General features: G+C 46.0%; 20 protein-coding genes. 2 read left to right on the plus strand and 18 right to left on the minus strand.

The features are described 5' to 3' along the window. Window positions 1–20: 20 nt before the first annotated feature. The 8 genes from OGV93_RS16500 to OGV93_RS16535 form a co-directional block, all read right to left on the minus strand. Window positions 21–2,768: a VirB4 family type IV secretion/conjugal transfer ATPase gene (locus tag OGV93_RS16500; RefSeq protein WP_287109810.1), complete on the minus strand. Its 2,748-nt coding sequence runs from the start codon at window positions 2,766–2,768 to the stop codon at window positions 21–23. Window positions 2,769–2,779: 11 nt separating this feature from the next. Next, entirely contained in the window at window positions 2,780–3,061 is a 282-nt protein-coding gene (locus OGV93_RS16505; protein WP_287109812.1) for a TrbC/VirB2 family protein, read from the minus strand. Then, window positions 3,058–3,705 (minus strand): lytic transglycosylase domain-containing protein, encoded by a 648-nt coding sequence (locus OGV93_RS16510; RefSeq protein ID WP_287110137.1) that lies wholly within the window; start codon window positions 3,703–3,705, stop codon window positions 3,058–3,060. The genes OGV93_RS16505 and OGV93_RS16510 overlap by 4 nt, the downstream gene beginning before the upstream one ends. A 77-nt stretch (window positions 3,706–3,782) precedes the next feature. Further along, window positions 3,783–4,004 (minus strand): hypothetical protein, encoded by a 222-nt coding sequence (locus OGV93_RS16515; RefSeq protein ID WP_287109814.1) that lies wholly within the window; start codon window positions 4,002–4,004, stop codon window positions 3,783–3,785. Between the two features lie 389 nt (window positions 4,005–4,393). Continuing rightward, window positions 4,394–4,603, minus strand: a complete 210-nt coding sequence (locus OGV93_RS16520) for a TraR/DksA family transcriptional regulator (RefSeq protein WP_287109815.1) — start codon at window positions 4,601–4,603, stop codon at window positions 4,394–4,396. Continuing rightward, window positions 4,593–5,180: a DUF2857 domain-containing protein gene (locus tag OGV93_RS16525; protein ID WP_287109816.1), complete on the minus strand. Its 588-nt coding sequence runs from the start codon at window positions 5,178–5,180 to the stop codon at window positions 4,593–4,595. The genes OGV93_RS16520 and OGV93_RS16525 overlap by 11 nt, the downstream gene beginning before the upstream one ends. Before the next feature lie 64 nt (window positions 5,181–5,244). After that, window positions 5,245–5,439 (minus strand): AlpA family transcriptional regulator, encoded by a 195-nt coding sequence (locus OGV93_RS16530; RefSeq protein WP_287109818.1) that lies wholly within the window; start codon window positions 5,437–5,439, stop codon window positions 5,245–5,247. 143 nt (window positions 5,440–5,582) lie between these two features. After that, the gene (locus OGV93_RS16535) at window positions 5,583–6,509 is read right to left on the minus strand and encodes a hypothetical protein (RefSeq protein WP_287109820.1); all 927 of its coding nucleotides are present in this window, start codon (window positions 6,507–6,509) and stop codon (window positions 5,583–5,585) included. 465 nt (window positions 6,510–6,974) lie between these two features. Between OGV93_RS16535 and OGV93_RS16540 the strand changes: the two genes are divergently transcribed. Then, entirely contained in the window at window positions 6,975–7,607 is a 633-nt protein-coding gene (locus tag OGV93_RS16540; protein WP_287109822.1) for a helix-turn-helix transcriptional regulator, read from the plus strand. Window positions 7,608–7,634: 27 nt separating this feature from the next. Here the strand turns inward: OGV93_RS16540 and OGV93_RS16545 are convergent, their stop codons facing one another. The 10 genes from OGV93_RS16545 to ripC form a co-directional block, all read right to left on the minus strand. Continuing rightward, window positions 7,635–8,564: a transketolase family protein gene (locus OGV93_RS16545; protein WP_287109823.1), complete on the minus strand. Its 930-nt coding sequence runs from the start codon at window positions 8,562–8,564 to the stop codon at window positions 7,635–7,637. Between the two features lie 9 nt (window positions 8,565–8,573). Then, on the minus strand, window positions 8,574–9,293 hold the full coding sequence (locus tag OGV93_RS16550; RefSeq protein WP_287109824.1) for a thiamine pyrophosphate-binding protein: 720 nt from the start codon (window positions 9,291–9,293) through the stop codon (window positions 8,574–8,576). After that, window positions 9,280–10,440, minus strand: a complete 1,161-nt coding sequence (locus OGV93_RS16555) for an MFS transporter (protein ID WP_287109826.1) — start codon at window positions 10,438–10,440, stop codon at window positions 9,280–9,282. Before OGV93_RS16555 ends, OGV93_RS16550 begins: the two co-directional genes overlap by 14 nt. 12 nt (window positions 10,441–10,452) lie before the next feature. Then, window positions 10,453–11,148 carry an HAD family hydrolase gene (locus OGV93_RS16560; RefSeq protein ID WP_287109828.1) on the minus strand — a complete coding sequence of 232 codons (696 nt, stop codon included), beginning with the start codon at window positions 11,146–11,148 and terminating at the stop codon, window positions 10,453–10,455. Between the two features lie 5 nt (window positions 11,149–11,153). Continuing rightward, window positions 11,154–12,377, minus strand: coding sequence for a beta-ketoacyl-[acyl-carrier-protein] synthase family protein (locus tag OGV93_RS16565; RefSeq protein ID WP_287109830.1), 1,224 nt, complete (start codon window positions 12,375–12,377; stop codon window positions 11,154–11,156). Between the two features lie 2 nt (window positions 12,378–12,379). Then, the gene (locus tag OGV93_RS16570) at window positions 12,380–12,619 is read right to left on the minus strand and encodes an acyl carrier protein (protein ID WP_287109832.1); all 240 of its coding nucleotides are present in this window, start codon (window positions 12,617–12,619) and stop codon (window positions 12,380–12,382) included. Further along, window positions 12,612–13,505, minus strand: a complete 894-nt coding sequence (locus OGV93_RS16575; protein ID WP_287109834.1) for an AfsA-related hotdog domain-containing protein — start codon at window positions 13,503–13,505, stop codon at window positions 12,612–12,614. Before OGV93_RS16575 ends, OGV93_RS16570 begins: the two co-directional genes overlap by 8 nt. A gap of 697 nt (window positions 13,506–14,202) precedes the next feature. Beyond that, window positions 14,203–15,528 carry an itaconate CoA-transferase RipA/Ict gene (gene ripA / locus OGV93_RS16580; RefSeq protein ID WP_287110139.1) on the minus strand — a complete coding sequence of 442 codons (1,326 nt, stop codon included), beginning with the start codon at window positions 15,526–15,528 and terminating at the stop codon, window positions 14,203–14,205. Window positions 15,529–15,552: 24 nt separating this feature from the next. After that, window positions 15,553–16,080, minus strand: a complete 528-nt coding sequence (gene ripB / locus OGV93_RS16585; protein WP_287109835.1) for a (R)-specific enoyl-CoA hydratase RipB/Ich — start codon at window positions 16,078–16,080, stop codon at window positions 15,553–15,555. 31 nt (window positions 16,081–16,111) lie between these two features. Continuing rightward, window positions 16,112–16,954: an itaconate degradation C-C-lyase RipC gene (ripC, locus tag OGV93_RS16590; RefSeq protein ID WP_287109836.1), complete on the minus strand. Its 843-nt coding sequence runs from the start codon at window positions 16,952–16,954 to the stop codon at window positions 16,112–16,114. A gap of 91 nt (window positions 16,955–17,045) precedes the next feature. Here ripC and ripR point away from each other — a divergent pair, with 91 nt between their 5' ends. Continuing rightward, window positions 17,046–17,924: an itaconate degradation transcriptional regulator RipR gene (gene ripR / locus OGV93_RS16595; protein ID WP_287110141.1), complete on the plus strand. Its 879-nt coding sequence runs from the start codon at window positions 17,046–17,048 to the stop codon at window positions 17,922–17,924. The last annotated feature ends 12 nt before the right edge of the window (window positions 17,925–17,936 follow it).

The raw sequence follows: 17,936 nt of genomic DNA on the forward strand, positions 1-17,936 counted from the left end.
CATTACCTCAGTCATGGCTATTACAGGGCTTGCTCAAGGAATGCGTCTTTCCAGTCATCAGGTTGCATCCCTTCCTGATAAAGGGCGTCAAACAGTTTCAGGTTGTCTTCGCTCCCGCTCAGAATTCGGGTTATTTTCCCGAGGCCGGACAGATCCATTTTCGCCATCGACACAAAAGGCCGGGTTTCACCGGCCCGCAGGGGCGTTTTCAGGACCACCATATAACGCTCGCCCGGGTCAAGGCTTCTGACGATGTCATACACGCTGTCCGGCACCTTCATTTTTTCCACGTAATCGGCACGGCTGGCCTTCGGGTTGGCGAGAAAAATCTGTGTGCCGCACTGTTCAATAATCGCCGGGGCGATGGGATGCTTGACGATTTCATCGGGCGACTGGGTGGCGGGGACAAAGATGCCGTTCAGCTTGCGGATGACTTTGAGCATATTGAGCGAGAAGCGGGAAAACTCCACATCGGCCAGCCACTTCCAGAACTCGTCCATGAACATCACCAGCCGGCGACCGTCCAGCAGGCTGGTAACTCGGTACAATAGATAGAAGGTGATAGGACCGCGAATGTCGTCATCATCCAGAAACTCCGTGCCGTCGATGCCAAAATTATCCACGTCGCTGATATCGAACGTGTCCTTCTCGTTATCGAATACCCAGCCGAACTCACCGCCCTGCGCCCACTGTTTCAGACGAATGCGTAACCCATTGGTGCGGGCCTCTTTCGTTGGCGGCTCCGGCAGCACTTCCAGCAGCCGCGTGATGCCGTAGCGGCGATACTCCGGTGGGTAGTCCAGCATGATAGTGTCCACGGCGGTGCTGATGCGTTCCTCATCACGCGGATCGAGCGGTTTACTATTTCGACGGCACAACATCCGCACCAGCCGCTTGATAAAGTTGATGTTCCGTTTGCTCGGCGCAAGTGAAAACGGATTAAACCCGGTGGGGACACCGGTACGAATGCGAAAGTAGCGCCCACCCATCTGGCGTATCGCCATCTCCGCCGCCCGGTCCTTGTCGAAATACACGGTGGTCAGCCGCTTGTGGGGGGCCGATTCTGAGAACGTTGTTGGGTTGCGGTACTTCTGCATCAACTGCTGCATCACGGTCATCAGTATCGTTTTTCCTGAGCCGGTTTTCCCGATAATCGCCGTATTTCCGGGTGTTTTTTCGTTGAAGTCATCCCGTCCGGTCTGACTATCGTGCAAATTCAGGTAATAACCGCCGCCGCCAGGGGAGGTCATGATGACAATGGCCTCGCCCCACGGATTGCCGTTGCGCTTGTGGGGATGAAAGTTATGCAGGCCCGCCATATCGGCAAAGTTCTGGCTGCTGACGGCCACCAGTCGGGGGCGCAGCGTATACACACCCGGTAACTGTGCCAGGTACGCGGCAGGAAGCGACAGCGTGGACAGGGTGGTCATGATGCCGAGGTCGGCGAAGGGGTGCGCCAGTGCGTTGGTGTCCTTCACCACCTGGTCGGCGTTGTCTGAGGATACCAACAGGGAAAAGTGGAATTTCCCGCAGGATACATGCCCGGACTGGAGCAGGTCGAGCAGCACAATCAGCTCTTCACGCTGTGATAGGGAGTCGTCGTCCGCCGAGTTCAGCCGCTTTTCCGCCAGACGGATATGGTTCTGCGCTTCATCCCGCGCCATGCAGGTGAACGACTGCGTCATCACGTACTCGCTTTCCGCGTATAGCAACGCATCCAGCAGGCCGGTCGCTGTTTCCGGCGAGTAGTCCTTGATTTCCAGACTGCGAAAGAAGCGTGAGCCGCTGACCGTCTGGCATTCGGCTGTGTCGGAGGTGAAAAACACATCCGGGGTACTGAGTGTGTCGTAAAACGGCGAGCGCGTGACCGCCACCTTCTGCCACTGGCCGGTGAGCAGGCGGTGATAAAAGGAAAGCTGGGAGGAGTAAACACGCCCGCTTTCTTCATACGCTTTCAGCGGGGTTGCCGTATAGCGGGACAGGGCAGAAGCCAGCGCTTCTCTGTGTTCCAGCATTACGTGCAGGGCGTTATCCAGCGCCGCTGTGCGCTTACCGGACGGCCGTGCCTTCATGGCCTTTTTCTCAAGGCGGGAGAACGGCGCATAGCACAGAGTGAGAAACAGCCGGTGCCGCCAGAGCGGTTTTTCCTTTATCGGTTGATAATAAAGCGCTGTGACGTCGTCCGAAAAGGGAATGCCTGAATTTGCCGCGAAGGCATCCTGGTATTTTTCCCGAATGCGGTGAAGATAAAAGGTTACCGGCAAGCCCTCATACGAACGGATCACGTTATTAAGATGGGTTGCCATTAATGTCAGGTGATGTTCATCCTCGCATTCAAATACCGTACCGTCCAACTCCCAGGTGGACACTAAATCACCGTGGCGGTTTCTGATGACGTGCGGGTGAATATGGGAGGAGTACGGAATATGTTTATCCAGCGTAACGCGCTCGTTTAATTTCATTTTCTCAATAAACTCCGAAATATCGACGGCGTCATAGCGGTTTGCCAGCATGGCATTGGCTCCGAAATATTTATTGGTGGCAAACCGGCCCCGGGTCTTAAAGCCCAGCCAGAGCAGCCCGAAATAATGGATATCCGTTCTGGCCTTTGCCTTCATCTCTAGCCAGGCCGGGATGAGCAGCAACACCAGGTAATAGCTGAGGTAGACCGCCAGCAGTACGATGGCCCCGCTAACTATCACGAACGGCACAAGGGGAATACCGGCTATGGCGGCAGGCCGCGTCAGAGCTTTGTTTAGCGTAGCCATTGCGGCCTCCCTTATGACGCCCAGTAGGCACCGAAACCGGATGCGCCGACGATGAGGATTGCGCCGATGATGACGTTGCGCATGTCTTGCAGGCTCTTGCCGTCAAACAGCACTTTGTATCCCACCCACATGGTGGCTAACGTAATGGTAACGGCGGCCAATCCGAGCAGGCCGGTGGAGGTATTGCTCAGCGTGTCATTGGCTTTATTAAATCCACTGTCCGTCGCCAGCGCCGGGGTTGTCATGAATATGGAAGAGAGGACGGGCCAGTAATTCAGTTTTCGCATCATCATTTTTCCTCTTGAGTGACAGGGACGGGTAATGCGCCACGGATCACGGTGCTGGGATAGCGTAGGGGGAGTGGCGGGGATGCAGAGTTGACGGGGATGTCACCGCGCAGGACGGTGGTGGGGTAATGGATTTCCGGTTTTGCCCGTTCGGGGGGACGGGATTGTCTATCTTCCCGCGTTGAAGGCACAACATAGCCGATACGCTGGACGTAGCTGGTCTGGTTAAAGGCCGGTTCCGGTCGTTGACCTGTCTGGAAATTGCCGGAGTAGTAGCAACTGAGCGCACGCTTCAGAGTGCCGCCGCGCCGGTAGCAATCGGTGAGGATACGCTCAAAGACCGACAGATTGACGCAGGGGGTTAACAGGTCGGTGGCTGTCACTCCGTAGTGATGGAAATTGGTACTGGTGATTTGCATCAGCCCGACCGAATAACGTCGGCCTTGTGCCGCGAGCCGTCCGGTGAGGCTGACCGCCTCATCCCGGCTGGCGGGAAAATGTGAAATCACACCTTTACCACCGGGCACAATTTCAGCAATGGCATACGGACTCAAATCGGATTCAACCCGCGCGATATCGAGCGCGGTGGTCGGATGAACGCTGGCGGCACATTGCATAGCCACCGTCAGAAATGCGGAGGTGGAAAGCATGGTGGCCTCGGAACGATAAACCGGGCAACGCGTAATGCCATAAGGCGACACGGTGCCGGGAAAAGGGAAAGGACCGGTTAAGCGGGCTGGGCTTCCTGTGATGTGTCACTGTCATCCCTAGGCTCGAGGAGCACCAGCTTGCCGGAAACGGCAATACCTGGCGTCAGCACAATGTTTAAACCGGGTTTGCCGTGATGGGCGAAGGCCACGCCAACCTTCGTCCACCAGGTGTTTTTTTCGCCCTGCGGGTCGGGTTGGCTTTCCTGAGTGACAAACACGTGATAAAGGGGTTTTCGCATGGAATTTCCTTTAGTGAGAACAAATGTGAGTTAAATAAACAGATCACATCCCAATCCTGCATTCCGGTTTTAACGAGGCAGCGAGAACATTCAGCGGCACCCTGAATTATGGTTACGTGATAGCCCGGTCCATTTTGTTAAAGAGCAATGCCTGGCCTGGATGAATTAAAGTCCACCAAGGAAGTTATGTCGTAATAGCGTTATTAATAATCAGATGTCTGGTGCGAGATATAAACGATAAATTCAAAACAAAAATAAGAGAGATAAATTAGTTGGGAATTTAATAAGCAGTGGGTGGGAAAAGGATGTAAAACCAATGGGCAATTGTTTTAATCCATAAGTGATTTTAAAGACGTGCTGGGAAATAACATCTCAGCACGTCTTTATGATTAGCGTATGCAATGCTCAAGTTTTTTCTGGCATTCCGTGCAGGTTGTTATGCCTGGCAGTGTCTGTCGTCGCTTTTCAGGAATGGGCTTACCACACACACGGCACTTGAATAATGATGGTGTTGCTCCCGGTTTAAAACGGTTCTGTTCAATCATGTCCTCGAGCCGCTGTTCATTAAATTCCTGATCTCGATCGATCTCATCCGGCATGTGGTTTCCTCCTGTCAGCAGAAGCTTGCTGCTCGCAAAGTGCAATGCACTTCCAGACTGTGGTGAGTGAAAGGACTTTGGCCTTCGGCAGCAAGTTTTCCGCTACCTGCATCATGGCAATCAGTGCCTCAGGTGATTCGAGGTTTTCAACCCGGTATGTTTGCCATTGCTGCCAGATAGCTACATCGGTCTCTTCGTCCGGTTCAGGTGTACGACCATAGGGTACGTTGACGCCCAGCAACCGTCGGCGAAGGCAGATCTCATTGGAGGTCAGGCCAAAATAATGGTTGAGCAACGCAATCGAACCACCCAGCCGGATAGCCCGGCTAATCTGCTGCTGTAGCCGGTATTCCTGACGAGCCTGCACCAATACATATTGCAGAACATCATGGCGTATACTTACCGAAACAAAGGGAGATGCTGCCCGGCTAACGGTAAATAGTTCATCAAGTGATAGCTGATTGAGAGTATTAATTTCGTCAAAAGTGAATCCGAGGTATTCGCAGTGACGAATATTGCCTTCCCTCAACGCGTGCAACGCATCAGTCAGGATGGCGTAATTAATTGACGAGATCATCCTGTCTTCTCCTCACTCTGTATTTCAGGGCGTAAATTGAATAGATAAAAATAAATGGAGTTCTTCAGCTGACTTGACGTTCAGTTAGTTTCTGGTCTATCCATTCATCAATTTCTGATTCGAGCCAGGCCACACTAGCCAGACCGATCTTTATGGAACGCGGGAACATTCCATTTTTCATATACAGGTAGATCTGAGATCGTTTTAGACCTGTTTTTCCTTCAACCTGTTTGAGACGTAATAGACGATGGGGTGTCATATCTTCCTCCTCTGGCTTAAATAGACGAATAGCCTCGTCGTTTATAAAAAAACATAAGGTTCACTTGCAGGAAAGCAGATGAGCCCTTAATAAGGGGGCGTGATCCTTACTAAGGTTTTAAGTTGTATCGGGTGAGAATGATATTAGCGGGATAAGGATGTTAAGGGAGGAGCACCACGTTCCAGTGCATTTTTGAGAGTTTCGGCGCTTAGCGCTTCCGTGATGCCATCATCTGAAGCCCATAATTCAAAGATGGAGAGAAGCTTATAGGGATGTTTCAGCAATGAGCTGATAGCATCATTGTGCTTGCAAGCCAGCCACAGCAGGCGGGATAAAGGAGTAGTCATACGTGTTGATGAGTTAAGTGGTATTTTGTTTTTTGCATATAAATTAATTAACTTTTCAACCTCTGAATAACGGATGATAAAGCAAGCATCCGGCGGTAAGTCATAGAGAGGGAAATATCCATTTTGCTGATATTTGCTGTAACATTCGGCAGAGAGTTGAGCTATAATGTCATGCGAAATATCTTCAGGTAATTGAGCAATTTGTTTTTTCGCCCGAGTTAACCAGGTCATTTTCTCAAAGACCTGATAGGTCGCTCCTGAAAGCTCAACAGTTATGCCGTAGTTGACTGTTTTTGCACCTGAAACTGGAAGAGGAAATTTGAGTTCATGTGCCAGTATTCGTTGGAGTAAAAAATATTCATAACCCTTTAGCGTCGTATCAATAATCTGTTGTATAGGATAAGTGTATTTATCCTCAGTACTAAGAATATATTTTTTTCCATAGAGAAATGCTTGCGGGTCAAGTAAGCAAAGTTTTTCAATTAATCCTCCTTCGAATTGTCTGAATTTTAATTTCTCATTGATAACTAGTGTTTTTTTAAGTATTACGGGTGACTGAAAATAAATGGACAGAAAAATATCACCCCTAAAGGCATGACGATAAATGTCGCTGGGGTTAATCTTTTGTTTTGCCAGTTCTGTCGCAATCTCAACGGCTTCTGATATAGTAACCCAGACGGGCATTTTATTATCTGTAGCTAATGATGGGGTGTGCTTTGGCATAATATTACCTCTTTCTGTATATTATCGGGTCAGTTAAGGGACGTTTGTTTTTATGCATCAGCGCAGATGTGCAATTTATCTGGCAATGAATTGTTCGGGAGGGCAGATGACCAGAGATATAAAACATATACAGAGTTAACTTCTTATGTATGAATAAAACACTATGAAGTGGTAATGTCATTCAAAGCTATAATACTCAGTTTACTCAAGGTTAAAGTGACAATTAATGATTATTAAATATGCTGAATATCATAATTAAAAAACATCGATGCCTACTTGTAAAGTGAGTCATGTTTTCTTTTTTATTATTTCATCGGGTGGGTGAAGAGTTGGCTTATGAGAAAGTATACTGTTATAATTATTGTTTGTGATTAATCAATTATGCAACCATATACATGTGATATAATAGCATTGCTTAATACGGGCGGATATCAATCACTCGTCATTAACTGTGTGAAATCTAACATGCAAGGTGTAATGATGATTAAAAAATTCATAGAAGAATATCTTAATCAGATATTCATAAAGAGATACTCAATCCTCATCATCAATGCTCTTGATGATGTTTTGATTATATCGAACCTGCCACATTGTTGGGAGCAAGATTTCCTCAAAAGAAAATTGCATCTTCGAAGCAATATTGTATTGGAAGCTAAAGATAAAATTACCCCCTTTAAATGGTCTTCTGTAAATACCGATAATAAGGACATTAAAATTTTGTCCGATAAGTATGGTATTCGCAGTGGAGTGACGTTTGTAATAAAAATAAAATATGATGTGGTGATTTTCACTATTTATTTTAACGACGATGATGATGCTTTTGTTAAGTTATATGCCAGCGAAAAGCATCAAATATTGTTTGACGTTATGAGTCTTTTTGAGACCCATTATGAGCAAATACCAAAGCATGCGTTCACAGAACGTGAAAAGGAAGTTATGAATTTACTGAAGATTGGAAAGACTTATATGGAGATAGCGTTGATTCTTGGTGTGACTGAAAGGACCGTCCGATTTCATATCAATAATGTTCTCAGTAAATTGAATGTTACATCTGTTCGTTATGCGATCTTTAAAGCGACCTCCGAAGGTTTGATCTGACAAGGGGTTTCCCCGTCAGATCATATATCAGTAACGATAGAATTCTGAAAGACGTTCTCTCAGGCCGTGTATATCAAGTCCATGCGCCTGGATGTGTTCTTCCGGTGTCCCAAATTGTCTGAGTTCCTGTCGCTTCACGCCAATAGATAATATTCTGTGAGATATATCGGACAATGTCTCAGCAATGGCATGAGTTGTAGTTCCTTCTAGATACGGCTCAACGATTGCAATATTCGGAACTGAAAGAGTATTACGCAATGTTATGCTGTCGAAAGGAGTGATAACGGGTGCGTACAATACTGTTATGTCAATATCCTCTGTGGCAGCTAATACTCTTTCAGCAACAGGTCCGACTGCGATCACTGTGCCCTGATGACCCGTTCTCAGTACCGTAAAGCTGTTTTCACCGGACCAGTATGTCTGCTCGTTTGTTTCCGTTGATAACCGGATGTAATACAGGCCAGTATCGTTTGCGGCCAGACGAAGCGCGTATTCTGCTTCCTCGGCATTTCCTGGAACGATGATTTTCCAGTCTGCCAGTGTATTCAGCAGAGCAACATCTGCCGGTGATTGATGCGTTCTTCCATCCACCGATAAATCATAGGAGGCTCCTGCGCTGACCAGTATCGCGCCGACATTCTGATGATTCAGCGCAATTTTAATTTGCTCGAAGGGGCGTTCTATCAGGAAGCTGGCAAATGTATGCGCAAATGGACGCATGCCTGATAGTGCCAGACCACCCGTAATATCAATCATCAGTTGTTCCCTGATCCCGGCATTGATAACCCGGTCAGGAAAATCTCTTAAAACGTCGGTGAATCTCTCTGCAGTAATATCAGCAAGTACCAGGGCAACCTTGTCGTTTTCTCTGATCAAGTCCGACATGACGGCAGCAAAGCGCTGTCTCATCGCGTTTATTTCGGCAAACCGTTGATCCCAGGTTAAAACTTTTTTCATTTTTTTCTCCTAAAATTGTCTACGAGGTTTACCTGATTTGGTTTCTACTGTTGCAATAATGGCGTGAGGTTTATGGGGATGCTCTCTTGAAAACGCCCTGTAGAGTTCTTCATGATCTCTGCCATTAACACGGGAGACCTCCCAGCCCTCAATTGAAAAACGATGCGATATTCCTCCCGGCCAGCCGAGAGTGGATGAGTCATTGTCTATGACCACGACATTCAACTCTGACAGCCCATGTCTGCCTGCAAAAGGAATAGCCTCAAAATTTGAACCTTCATCGAGCTCCGCATCCCCCATAAGAACCCAATGTTTTGGGCCTGTAATTCCTCTGGCCCGCAGGGCCAGAGCTGAGCCAATAGCCAGAGGTAAGCCGTGTCCTAACGAGCCGCTGGAAATTTCAACGCAATCCAGTTTAGTCCGGTCCGGGTGGTATCCAAGTTTGCTGCTGTATTCACCGTAGGTTTCCAGGAGTTCCGGAGAAATAAAACCCTTTAATGTCAACACGGCGTAAAAGGCCATGGGGCCATGGCCTTTAGATAAAAAGAAGCGATCCCGGTATTTATCCAGTACTTTTTCGGGGGAACAATTCAGGACTTTTTCATACAGCACCTGGATGATATCAAGCGTGGAAATAGACGAAGGTGCATGTTTTTCATCTCCCGTCATCAATGATAAATAATGATTCAGAATATCTCTTTTACTTCGTGCAGTATCAGTATTGTCCATTAACTTTTTCTCGCAATTTTATAAACATCGGAATTAAAGTAATGATTGCGCAGCTAATCAGCACCACACTCCATCCATATTTGGTATACAGATAAGAAGATATAAATCCACCAGTCGCACCTCCGGTAATAAAACTCGACATGTAGCAACTTGCGGCCCGTGCTTCGTTTCCCATACAGGAAAGAAATAACCCTCGCTGGTTATTGACGTGTATTAGCTGAATAAATGCATCAATCAGCAGTGCACCTATGATAGTAATAATTAAAATATTCCCGCAAAATCCCATCACCAAAAGACTTGCTACAATTAAAAAGTACAGTGCATTGTTTTTGTAATTTATGCTTTTCAGTATCCGGGAAGAGAATAGGGCGGATGTGGCCCCGGAAACCCCTGTAAGGGAAAAAATCCCAACTTGTAACTGACTAAGATGGAAAGCTGTTGTCAGGTACATCGATACGTTGCTCCAGAATGCGGAGAACAGGTACATAATGGCAAATGCGTTCAGGCAATAATGTCTTATGACAGCATTCTGTGAGATTCCGTTGATGTTCTGATATAAAATATGGCTATAAGATTTTTTATCTTTCTTATCCTTGTTTTCGGATGCTGGATAATTGATAAATAGTAATAGACCGGATAAGAACATCAGCAGTGCAGCTATAGCATATACCGACTTCCAGCCCCAAAGCTCACTAAGCATACTTGACAGAAAACGGGAAAAAAGTATGCCAGTTAATACACCAGCCATTATTCTTCCTATATATTTAGTCCCGTCTTTTTGTTTGCTCAACCCGGCAGTAATCAAAGGAATGACAGACGTACCTATTCCGATTAAGAATGCTGTGGCAGATAAAACGTAATATCTGTCTGTTATGAAAAAGATCAGTAAAGCTATAGTCGAAACTGAGTACAGGAATGTAATTAACTTTCTCTTACTATAGAAATCCCCCAAAGGGATGATAAAAAATAAGGATAATGCATTGCCAGCCAGAGAGAATGAATACAGCATGGATGCTTTCTCATAAGAAACCATAAGTTCACTACTGATCACAGGAGTCAGTGGTTGGACGTAATACATATTGGCTGCGGTAAAGCCGCATATTATAGGTATAAGATAAATTACTACTAAGTTGCTAAGTTTTTCCATGCTGTACCTTATTTATTTCCAGAGGTTTGCAGAGAACAGATGATCGTCGACCCTATGTATGAGTTTTTCAGTAATATCTGTAAATCTGTTCACCATATACTTAACACCGGTAGCAATCATTTCTTCGCGCTGGTAGTTATGTGGCATAGATGCGGGAACACCAATAAATCCTGCGCCCAGAGATTTACATACCTCAGCAACCCGGTTGATGTCGTCAATAAAAACGACTTCATCAAAATTTAGGTCAAATTTCTCTTTTACAATTTCATACATTCCGGGGCGAAAATAATTGATGTCAATATATGGCATCTTTTTATCAAAATAATTTTCATAGGGTTTTAAAAACTTATCGAAGCTATAGTCCTTATGTCGTCCCCCATAGCATGTAATACGTGCTCCTGTGCTACATAGTAACGCCAGAGTTGATTCTATACCCGGAAGGACCTCAACCGGGTGTAGTTTCAGGTAATTCTCTCTGGTTTTAAAAAAATCTTTAATGACTTTTTCACCTGAATAGGGAAGTTTACAGGCGAGCGCGAGATTATGGCCAGCGGTCACTTGTGGCGAACCCCAGACGCTGCGTTCGATTAGTGGTGAATAGTTCACACCAAGCGATTCAACAAAAAATTTAATTGCCGGGCTGTAGGTGTCATTCAGGACGACACCGTCACTGTCGATCGCAAATAATTTTATTTTTTTGAGATTCATATCTATTATCCTTGTTGGTATTGGGAAAATATCAGGGCAGCATTTTGCCCTCCAAATCCCAGAGATGTACTGAGTACATTTTTAATACCTGCTCCCCGGATGATATCAGTTGCAATATTGATTTTAATTTCTTCATCAATGTGTTTTAAACCGGCAACAGGAGGAATTTCATCATGCAATATTGTCAATACAGAAAAAACGGCTTCCATGGCACCCGTTGCGGCGAGACTGTGCCCGGCAACCCCTTTTGTGGATGTCACCCAGGGATGGCCGCCGAATATAACGGAGAAAACACTCCCCTCAAGGCGATCATTTAATGGTGTTGATGAGCCGTGTGCATTAATGCACTGAACATCACCCGGAGATAATGAAGCATCTTCCAGAGCCTTGTAAATTGATTGAGATAACCCGGCACCATCGGGGGCTGGCGAGGTTATATGATATGCATCATTTGCAGAACCATATCCGGATAAGGTTGCATAGATCCTGGCTCCGCGATCTAGCGCAGTTTTTTCATTTTCTAATACCATGACCGCTGCACCTTCGGAGATGACAAAACCGTCCCTTTCTTTATCAAAGGGACGTGACGCATGCGGCAGGTCTGTATTTTTTGAAAGTGCACCGATTTTTGTGAACGAGGATACAACCAGTGGTGTGATCGGAGCCTCGCTGCCTCCAGCTAGAACAATGTCGCATTCTCCGCTTTCGATAAGGTTTTTGGCTGTTCCAATTGCATCGGTACCGGATGAGCATGCTGTACCCGTAAGGTATGCTGGACCATGAATACCGAGTTCAATAGCAATATTACCGGTTGCCATACTTCCCATTGTGGACAAGAGATAAAGCGATCCAATTGTTCCCGCTCCTTCCTGAAAGGCTCTTTTATTTAACGCTTCCAGAGAGGTTATACCCGCAAGGGAATTGCCCATCACGATACCTGTTTTCAGTCCTCTGTGAGCCTGGTCTAAACCCGCATCTTCGACAGCACTGTGGGCGGCATATAACGCATACTGAATAAAAGGGTCACACCGCCAGATCAATGATTTACTCATATGTTGGTCAGGTATGAAATCCTGAATGGGGCATGACCATGAGATGTCAAGACTGCTCAGGCGGGGATCGGGTTTGGCCATACCTTTTCCTTCAAGCAGCGTCGAACGGCATGCTTCCGGAGTGTGCCCGGCTGAGGAGATAATTCCCATGCCTGTAACCACGACTTTACTTTTCATCTTCATGCACCTTTTAATTCTGCATGCTGCAATTCTCTGACCCTTTCCATAATGCTTTGCAAAGTATCCGTATTGACCAGAGCAAGCCGACCTTCATCAATATTACAGGCCCTTTCAATTTCAATCTGAAACTCCACTATGCATATAGAGTCCAGCCCCATGTTCTCAAGAGATCTGTCATTCCGAATGTCGTTTTCAGAAATACCAAATACATCTGTGAGTAAACTTCTCAACTTATTCATATTCACCTCTCAGTTTCAGATTTACGGTTGCCAGCGTTTTTTCATTCTGGGTTACATCAACGTCAAAGGAATAAATACCATTTTGTAATTCAACTTTTTTAATTATTACTATTGTAGGGATATTCTTTCCCACATAACTGAAAAAATGCCCGTCAAGTTCTACCAGAATAAATCTTTCGATTTTTTCATGCATATATATCGACAGGTAGCTATAACATATTTGTTTTGCTGCCTCAGTCAGGTTCATACCAGTGATATGATCCTGCTCATGATCATTAAGCGATTTGTTACTTTTATCAATATTAATTATTGCATTGACATACGGCCCCTTATCATTCAGATCTGCCAGAATAGCATTCTCTGGTTTTGTGTAACAAACACAGTCAGGAGTAAGTGGCAATACGACTCTTGTCGGGGGGCTTATATCGGGTGTTCTACGAATGAGCGTATAACAATGACTTGTTATGTATCTTACCTCTATTGTTACGGTTCCTATAATCGTCCCGTTTAATTTGAAAGTAATTTCAAATTCATTTTTGATTGTTTTATTAATGGTCGGGTGTTTTGTGTAAATATCAGCTTTAAGATTTTCCGTAATTCCTGATCTTGATGGGTAATATGTTATGGACCAATTATCGAGCAAGAATTTATTGTCCAGCGCGATACCAAATTCAGCATGTGACAAATATGTTTCAGCCTGTCTTGCACATTCCAGTAAAAATAATGGGTTTATCCTGTTTGAGCAGGTGAGACAATCAGAGTAAAAGTGATGGTCCGGAACTAATTTGAAATCAGCCTGAAAATGATTATCAGAAACTCGTGAGGTATTTGTAATGAATATCTCGCCTGCATTTTTCTTATGTGTGTATAATTTGATATTTTTCATTTTTTCACAGTACCCTCAAAAACTTCAAGCTATTAAACGCTTCTGGACATAAAATAAAACTGTCAATTCTGACAGGGAGGGGTTTTCATTTTCATTAAATTTGTAAAGTATTTTTCATCCGGAAATGTGGGTCTTTTGCACCGTATAGCCACCACGGCTTCCCGTGTGGCCGGATAAAGTAAAAGCCACCTTCTAAGAATGCCCCTGTAAGGGCAATGCCGTTCACTTAATCGGTGACGCATTACGGTTAACGGGATAGCGGATATTTGACACCTTAACCGCCCTCGGCCTTGATGGTCGGGGGTGTTTTGTTATAAACATCGCCTCCAGATTTCCCTTCAGATGCATCAGCCGTTTCAGGATCGTAGCCTTACAGGATCAATCACCACCTCCCTGGGAGGTGGTTTAGGGTCAGTGACAACAAAAAAAGCCGCATCAGTTTGCACTGATACGGCTTTGATTTGTCAGGTCATTAGTCACGTTGAAGTGTCGCTTTTTCTCTGCCCAGAATATAGGGAGTACATAAGATATGCGGCAGTATCCAGATAATTTGACGACCACAACTACTTACTCGGCGTTGTCATAGGGCTGCCTACAGCGACAGCCCCTTTCAGTAAACTGAATATATGGTTTTACTAATATAAATTTAGGCTGCTAATAAACGTTCGGAGTACTGCCTGTAGCTCGGTGCTACTTTTTAAATCAGATGCAATTTTCTGGCGTGCTCGGTTAATTCATCTCGAAATTCTGGATGTGCTAGTTCAATGATGCTTAGCGCACGTTCAGTTGATGACAGCCCTTTCAGATTGACTGCACCAAACTCAGTGACAATATAGTGCGTATCTGTGCGTGGTGTTGTTACCGGTCCATCAAGACGGGGAACAATACGAGAAAGGGTGCCTTTTGCAGCTGTTGAGCGTGCAGTGATAATAGATCGGCCACCTTTAGAGGCATATGCTCCTCTGACAAAGTCCAGTTGCCCTCCTGAAGCGCTGTATTGATGACCAAGCATATGTTCAGAATTACAGGCACCTGTAAGGTCAATTTGTAAGGTTGCGTTAATGGACACAACATTGTCATTTTGTGCAATGATTCTCGGGTCATTAACATAATCGACAGGCCTGCTAAAAAATGAAGGGTTATCGTTGATATAGTCGTACATGTCTTTTTGACCCATAGCAAAAGTAAAAACTGATTTTCCCCGATCTAAATTTTTACGCTGATTAGTGACTACACCTCGTCGAATCAAATCGACCAGGCCAGGGTTTAGTGCTTCTGTATGAATCCCCAGATCATTGTGTTCCCTGAGCGCATTACAAATTAGATTTGGCAATGCGCCTACCCCCATCTGCAAGCAGGCTCCATCAGGTATGAGAGGTGCAATAATCTGGCTGATGGCATAATCTTCAGCCACTGCGGAACGTAGCGGTAGCTCAATCAAAGGTACATGGTTTTCAACAATTGCATCAATTTCAGAGATATGAACCGCTGTACCTTCTCCCAGGACGCGTGGCATGTATCGGTTAACTTCAACGATAAGTTTTTTGGCTGATCTCGCCACTTGGGTAGAATAGTCGTTTCCTGTCCCGAAACTAAAATAGCCATGATTATCCATGGAGGAAACGGTATGTACAAAGGTATCGATACCGATCTCTTCAGTTAGTAACCGCGATGCCTGATGAAAATTGGAGGGGACATAATTGACAACTTTACGTCCGGTATGCTCGATACCCTGTCGTATAAGTGCTCGTTCCACGCTCGTAATGAACATACTGTAGAGCTGGATACGGTTACTTAGCTCATAGCGGAAAATGGTATCACCGGCAATTTTTGCCGTTTCGTAACAGTAAACCCGCAGATTGTTGATTTCACCTTTTTCTGCCCGCTTTGCCAGAGCATTCAATAGTGCGGGGGGCTCTGCAGCAAACATCCCCATGGAGAGGCGACTGCCGGAGGCAATAGAGGAAACCGCCTCTTCAGCTGTGACGCATTTTTCAGCATACAATTGATTAATATTCATGATTGTTATAAACCTCACTATTATTCTTCAATAACCAGCGTCTTCTTCAGGTGAGCAGCCTCGGCAATAAACCAGCATTGTGCGTTCGAAACTCATTACTTCAATGCCATCCTGATTAATACCACGCGTGCTTACGGTAACGATGCCTTGTCCCTGACGGCTTTTTGACAGGCGTTTGTTCTGCACGGTGCTTTCAGCATAAAGAGTATCGCCCGCGAACACAGGGTGGACCGCTTTCACCTTATCCCATCCAAGATTAGCCACGACTTTGGCACTGACTGTACGGACACTCATGCCGGTTAAAAGAGCCAGCGTGAACGTTGAGTCAACTAATAACTTTTTCCATTCCGTTTTACTCGCATAAGCTGCATCGAAATGGACTTGCTGTACATTGAGTGTAAGAAGAGTGAACCACACGTTATCTGCATCCAGTATCGTGCGTCCGGGGCGATGCTCAAATACATCTCCAGGGTTGAAATCCTCCCAGTACAGACCCGAGATTTCGCGGTAGTGCCTTTTGCCAAGCGCTTTATAGGCAGGCAGTAGAGTGTCCATAATTATTTCCTCTATTATTAACAAAAAGAAATCAGTCAACGATCCCTGCCCGGGCAAGTAACCGTCGGGCCTGGCGTGCAACCGCTTCATCTATCATTACGCCATTAACGGTTCCAACGCCTTTGACGTTCTCTGCCACGACTGAGCGGGCGCGATTAATTTCTGCTGTTGTGGGAGTAAAGGTTGTGTTGATTAAGCTGATTTGTGTGGGATGAATGGCCGATTTTGCAGAAAATCCGAAATTAGATGCGCGAAGAGTTTCATCCTGTAAACCTGAAAAATCGTGTATACCAAAGAAAGGGGCATCTATCGCAAGAATACTCTTCATGGCGCACGCTGCTACTATCCGAGCACGTACCTGGACCAGGGGTTCCCAGGCGAGTGCCGCGCCAAGATCCGCAGCCATATCTGCGGCTCCAAACATCAGTCCACTGAGTCTGGGAGTGGCACTGACAATGGACTCTACGGCATTGAGAGCAGTCACGGACTCTATAATGCCAATAAGGCGTGTGTCAGAGCCTGTCATCGTCAAAAGATGATCCAGAATCTGCAGGTGTGCAGCTGACTCTGTTTTAGGAAGAATGATGTAGTCAGGAAATACATTACATTCCAGTAGCGTATAGAGGTCTTCGATACCAGCATGAGTGTCCAGCCCGTTGATTCTTAGTGCCAGTTTCAGAGATGTGGATGGGCGTGAAGAGAGTAAATTCATCGCGTTCTGTCGAGCATCCGCCTTGTCATTGAGGGTAACGGAATCTTCAAGATCGATAATGGAGACATCAGTACCGCTTTCAGATGCTTTGGCGAAGCGTTCAGGTCGGGTTGCTGGGGTAAAAAGCCAGCTGCGTGTTGGGTAATTAAGGGAATTTGACATGTTGTACCTCCTGTTAAAATCATCATGCGCTCGCCAGCTTCATTCTTCCAATATATGATAATGACAACCTTAATTGCTTTTGGAGATGATGATGGAGCTACGGCATATCCGCTATTTTCTGGCTGTTGCTGATGAACGGCATTTCACGCGGGCTGCTGCGAAATTAGGGATAGGGCAGCCACCCCTTAGCCAGCAGATTAAGGATTTGGAAAGAGAGCTGGGTACACTCCTGTTTCGAAGAGTGCCGCACGGTGCAGAATTGACTGAAGCGGGGATAGCATTCTACGAAGTCGTTAAAGGTATTCCTGTCGCCGCGGAGAGAGCCACTCAGGCGGCACAGCGGATCGCAAGGGGGGAATCAGGAGTGTTAAGGGTGGGGTTTACCGCCTCTGCAGCATTTAATAGTGTCGTTCCTGATGCAATCCGTACTTTCAAACGAGCATACCCAGACGTATGTCTACAGCTGGAAGAGGGAAATACGACGAGACTGGCTGATGGGTTGAATGAGGGATCGTTGGATGTGGCTTTTTTGAGACCGGGCTTTGGCGGTAGTGAGCGTTTTCATCTCAGACTGTTTCCTGAAGAACCGATGGTTATTGTGTTGGCAGAAACGCATCCGCAAGCAGCGTGTGACCGGATAGCACTCCATACCCTTAAGGATGAAGCATTTTTGCTTTTCCCTCGCGAGATCGGTTTGTCACTGTATGATTCGGTGATTGCGGCATGTCGTCACGCCGGTTTTGAGCCGAAAATCGGGCAACTGGTACCGCAAATTACTTCCGTTATAAACCTTGTTTCCGCAGAACTCGGCGTATCAGTGGTTCCCGCTTCAATGAGGCAAGTTAATGTCATGGGAGTAGTATATCGCCCGATTGCTGACCAGATCCCCGGTGCGAAACTGGCCCTCGCATACCGACGCGGAGACACTTCACCGGCGCTGAGAAATTTTGTCCTGAAAACCACCCATTGAATGCAATTGGTG

This window comes from Citrobacter sp. Cb031, from assembly GCF_030336725.1.
Lineage (GTDB): Bacteria > Pseudomonadota > Gammaproteobacteria > Enterobacterales > Enterobacteriaceae > Citrobacter > Citrobacter braakii.

Coding starts and splice junctions, on each gene's coding strand:
- OGV93_RS16505 (WP_287109812.1), bottom strand. CDS start 3,061: ATGATGATGCGAAAACTGAATTACTGGCCCGTCCTCTCTTCCATATTC.
- ripB (WP_287109835.1), bottom strand. CDS start 16,080: ATGGACACTCTACTGCCTGCCTATAAAGCGCTTGGCAAAAGGCACTAC.
- OGV93_RS16575 (WP_287109834.1), bottom strand. CDS start 13,505: ATGAAAAATATCAAATTATACACACATAAGAAAAATGCAGGCGAGATA.
- OGV93_RS16500 (WP_287109810.1), bottom strand. CDS start 2,768: ATGGCTACGCTAAACAAAGCTCTGACGCGGCCTGCCGCCATAGCCGGT.
- OGV93_RS16570 (WP_287109832.1), bottom strand. CDS start 12,619: ATGAATAAGTTGAGAAGTTTACTCACAGATGTATTTGGTATTTCTGAA.
- OGV93_RS16545 (WP_287109823.1), bottom strand. CDS start 8,564: ATGAAAAAAGTTTTAACCTGGGATCAACGGTTTGCCGAAATAAACGCG.
- ripR (WP_287110141.1), top strand. CDS start 17,046: ATGGAGCTACGGCATATCCGCTATTTTCTGGCTGTTGCTGATGAACGG.
- ripC (WP_287109836.1), bottom strand. CDS start 16,954: ATGTCAAATTCCCTTAATTACCCAACACGCAGCTGGCTTTTTACCCCA.
- OGV93_RS16555 (WP_287109826.1), bottom strand. CDS start 10,440: ATGGAAAAACTTAGCAACTTAGTAGTAATTTATCTTATACCTATAATA.
- OGV93_RS16525 (WP_287109816.1), bottom strand. CDS start 5,180: ATGATCTCGTCAATTAATTACGCCATCCTGACTGATGCGTTGCACGCG.
- OGV93_RS16550 (WP_287109824.1), bottom strand. CDS start 9,293: ATGGACAATACTGATACTGCACGAAGTAAAAGAGATATTCTGAATCAT.
- OGV93_RS16540 (WP_287109822.1), top strand. CDS start 6,975: ATGCAAGGTGTAATGATGATTAAAAAATTCATAGAAGAATATCTTAAT.
- OGV93_RS16530 (WP_287109818.1), bottom strand. CDS start 5,439: ATGACACCCCATCGTCTATTACGTCTCAAACAGGTTGAAGGAAAAACA.
- OGV93_RS16510 (WP_287110137.1), bottom strand. CDS start 3,705: ATGCTTTCCACCTCCGCATTTCTGACGGTGGCTATGCAATGTGCCGCC.
- OGV93_RS16560 (WP_287109828.1), bottom strand. CDS start 11,148: ATGAATCTCAAAAAAATAAAATTATTTGCGATCGACAGTGACGGTGTC.
- OGV93_RS16520 (WP_287109815.1), bottom strand. CDS start 4,603: ATGCCGGATGAGATCGATCGAGATCAGGAATTTAATGAACAGCGGCTC.
- OGV93_RS16565 (WP_287109830.1), bottom strand. CDS start 12,377: ATGAAAAGTAAAGTCGTGGTTACAGGCATGGGAATTATCTCCTCAGCC.
- OGV93_RS16535 (WP_287109820.1), bottom strand. CDS start 6,509: ATGCCAAAGCACACCCCATCATTAGCTACAGATAATAAAATGCCCGTC.
- OGV93_RS16515 (WP_287109814.1), bottom strand. CDS start 4,004: ATGCGAAAACCCCTTTATCACGTGTTTGTCACTCAGGAAAGCCAACCC.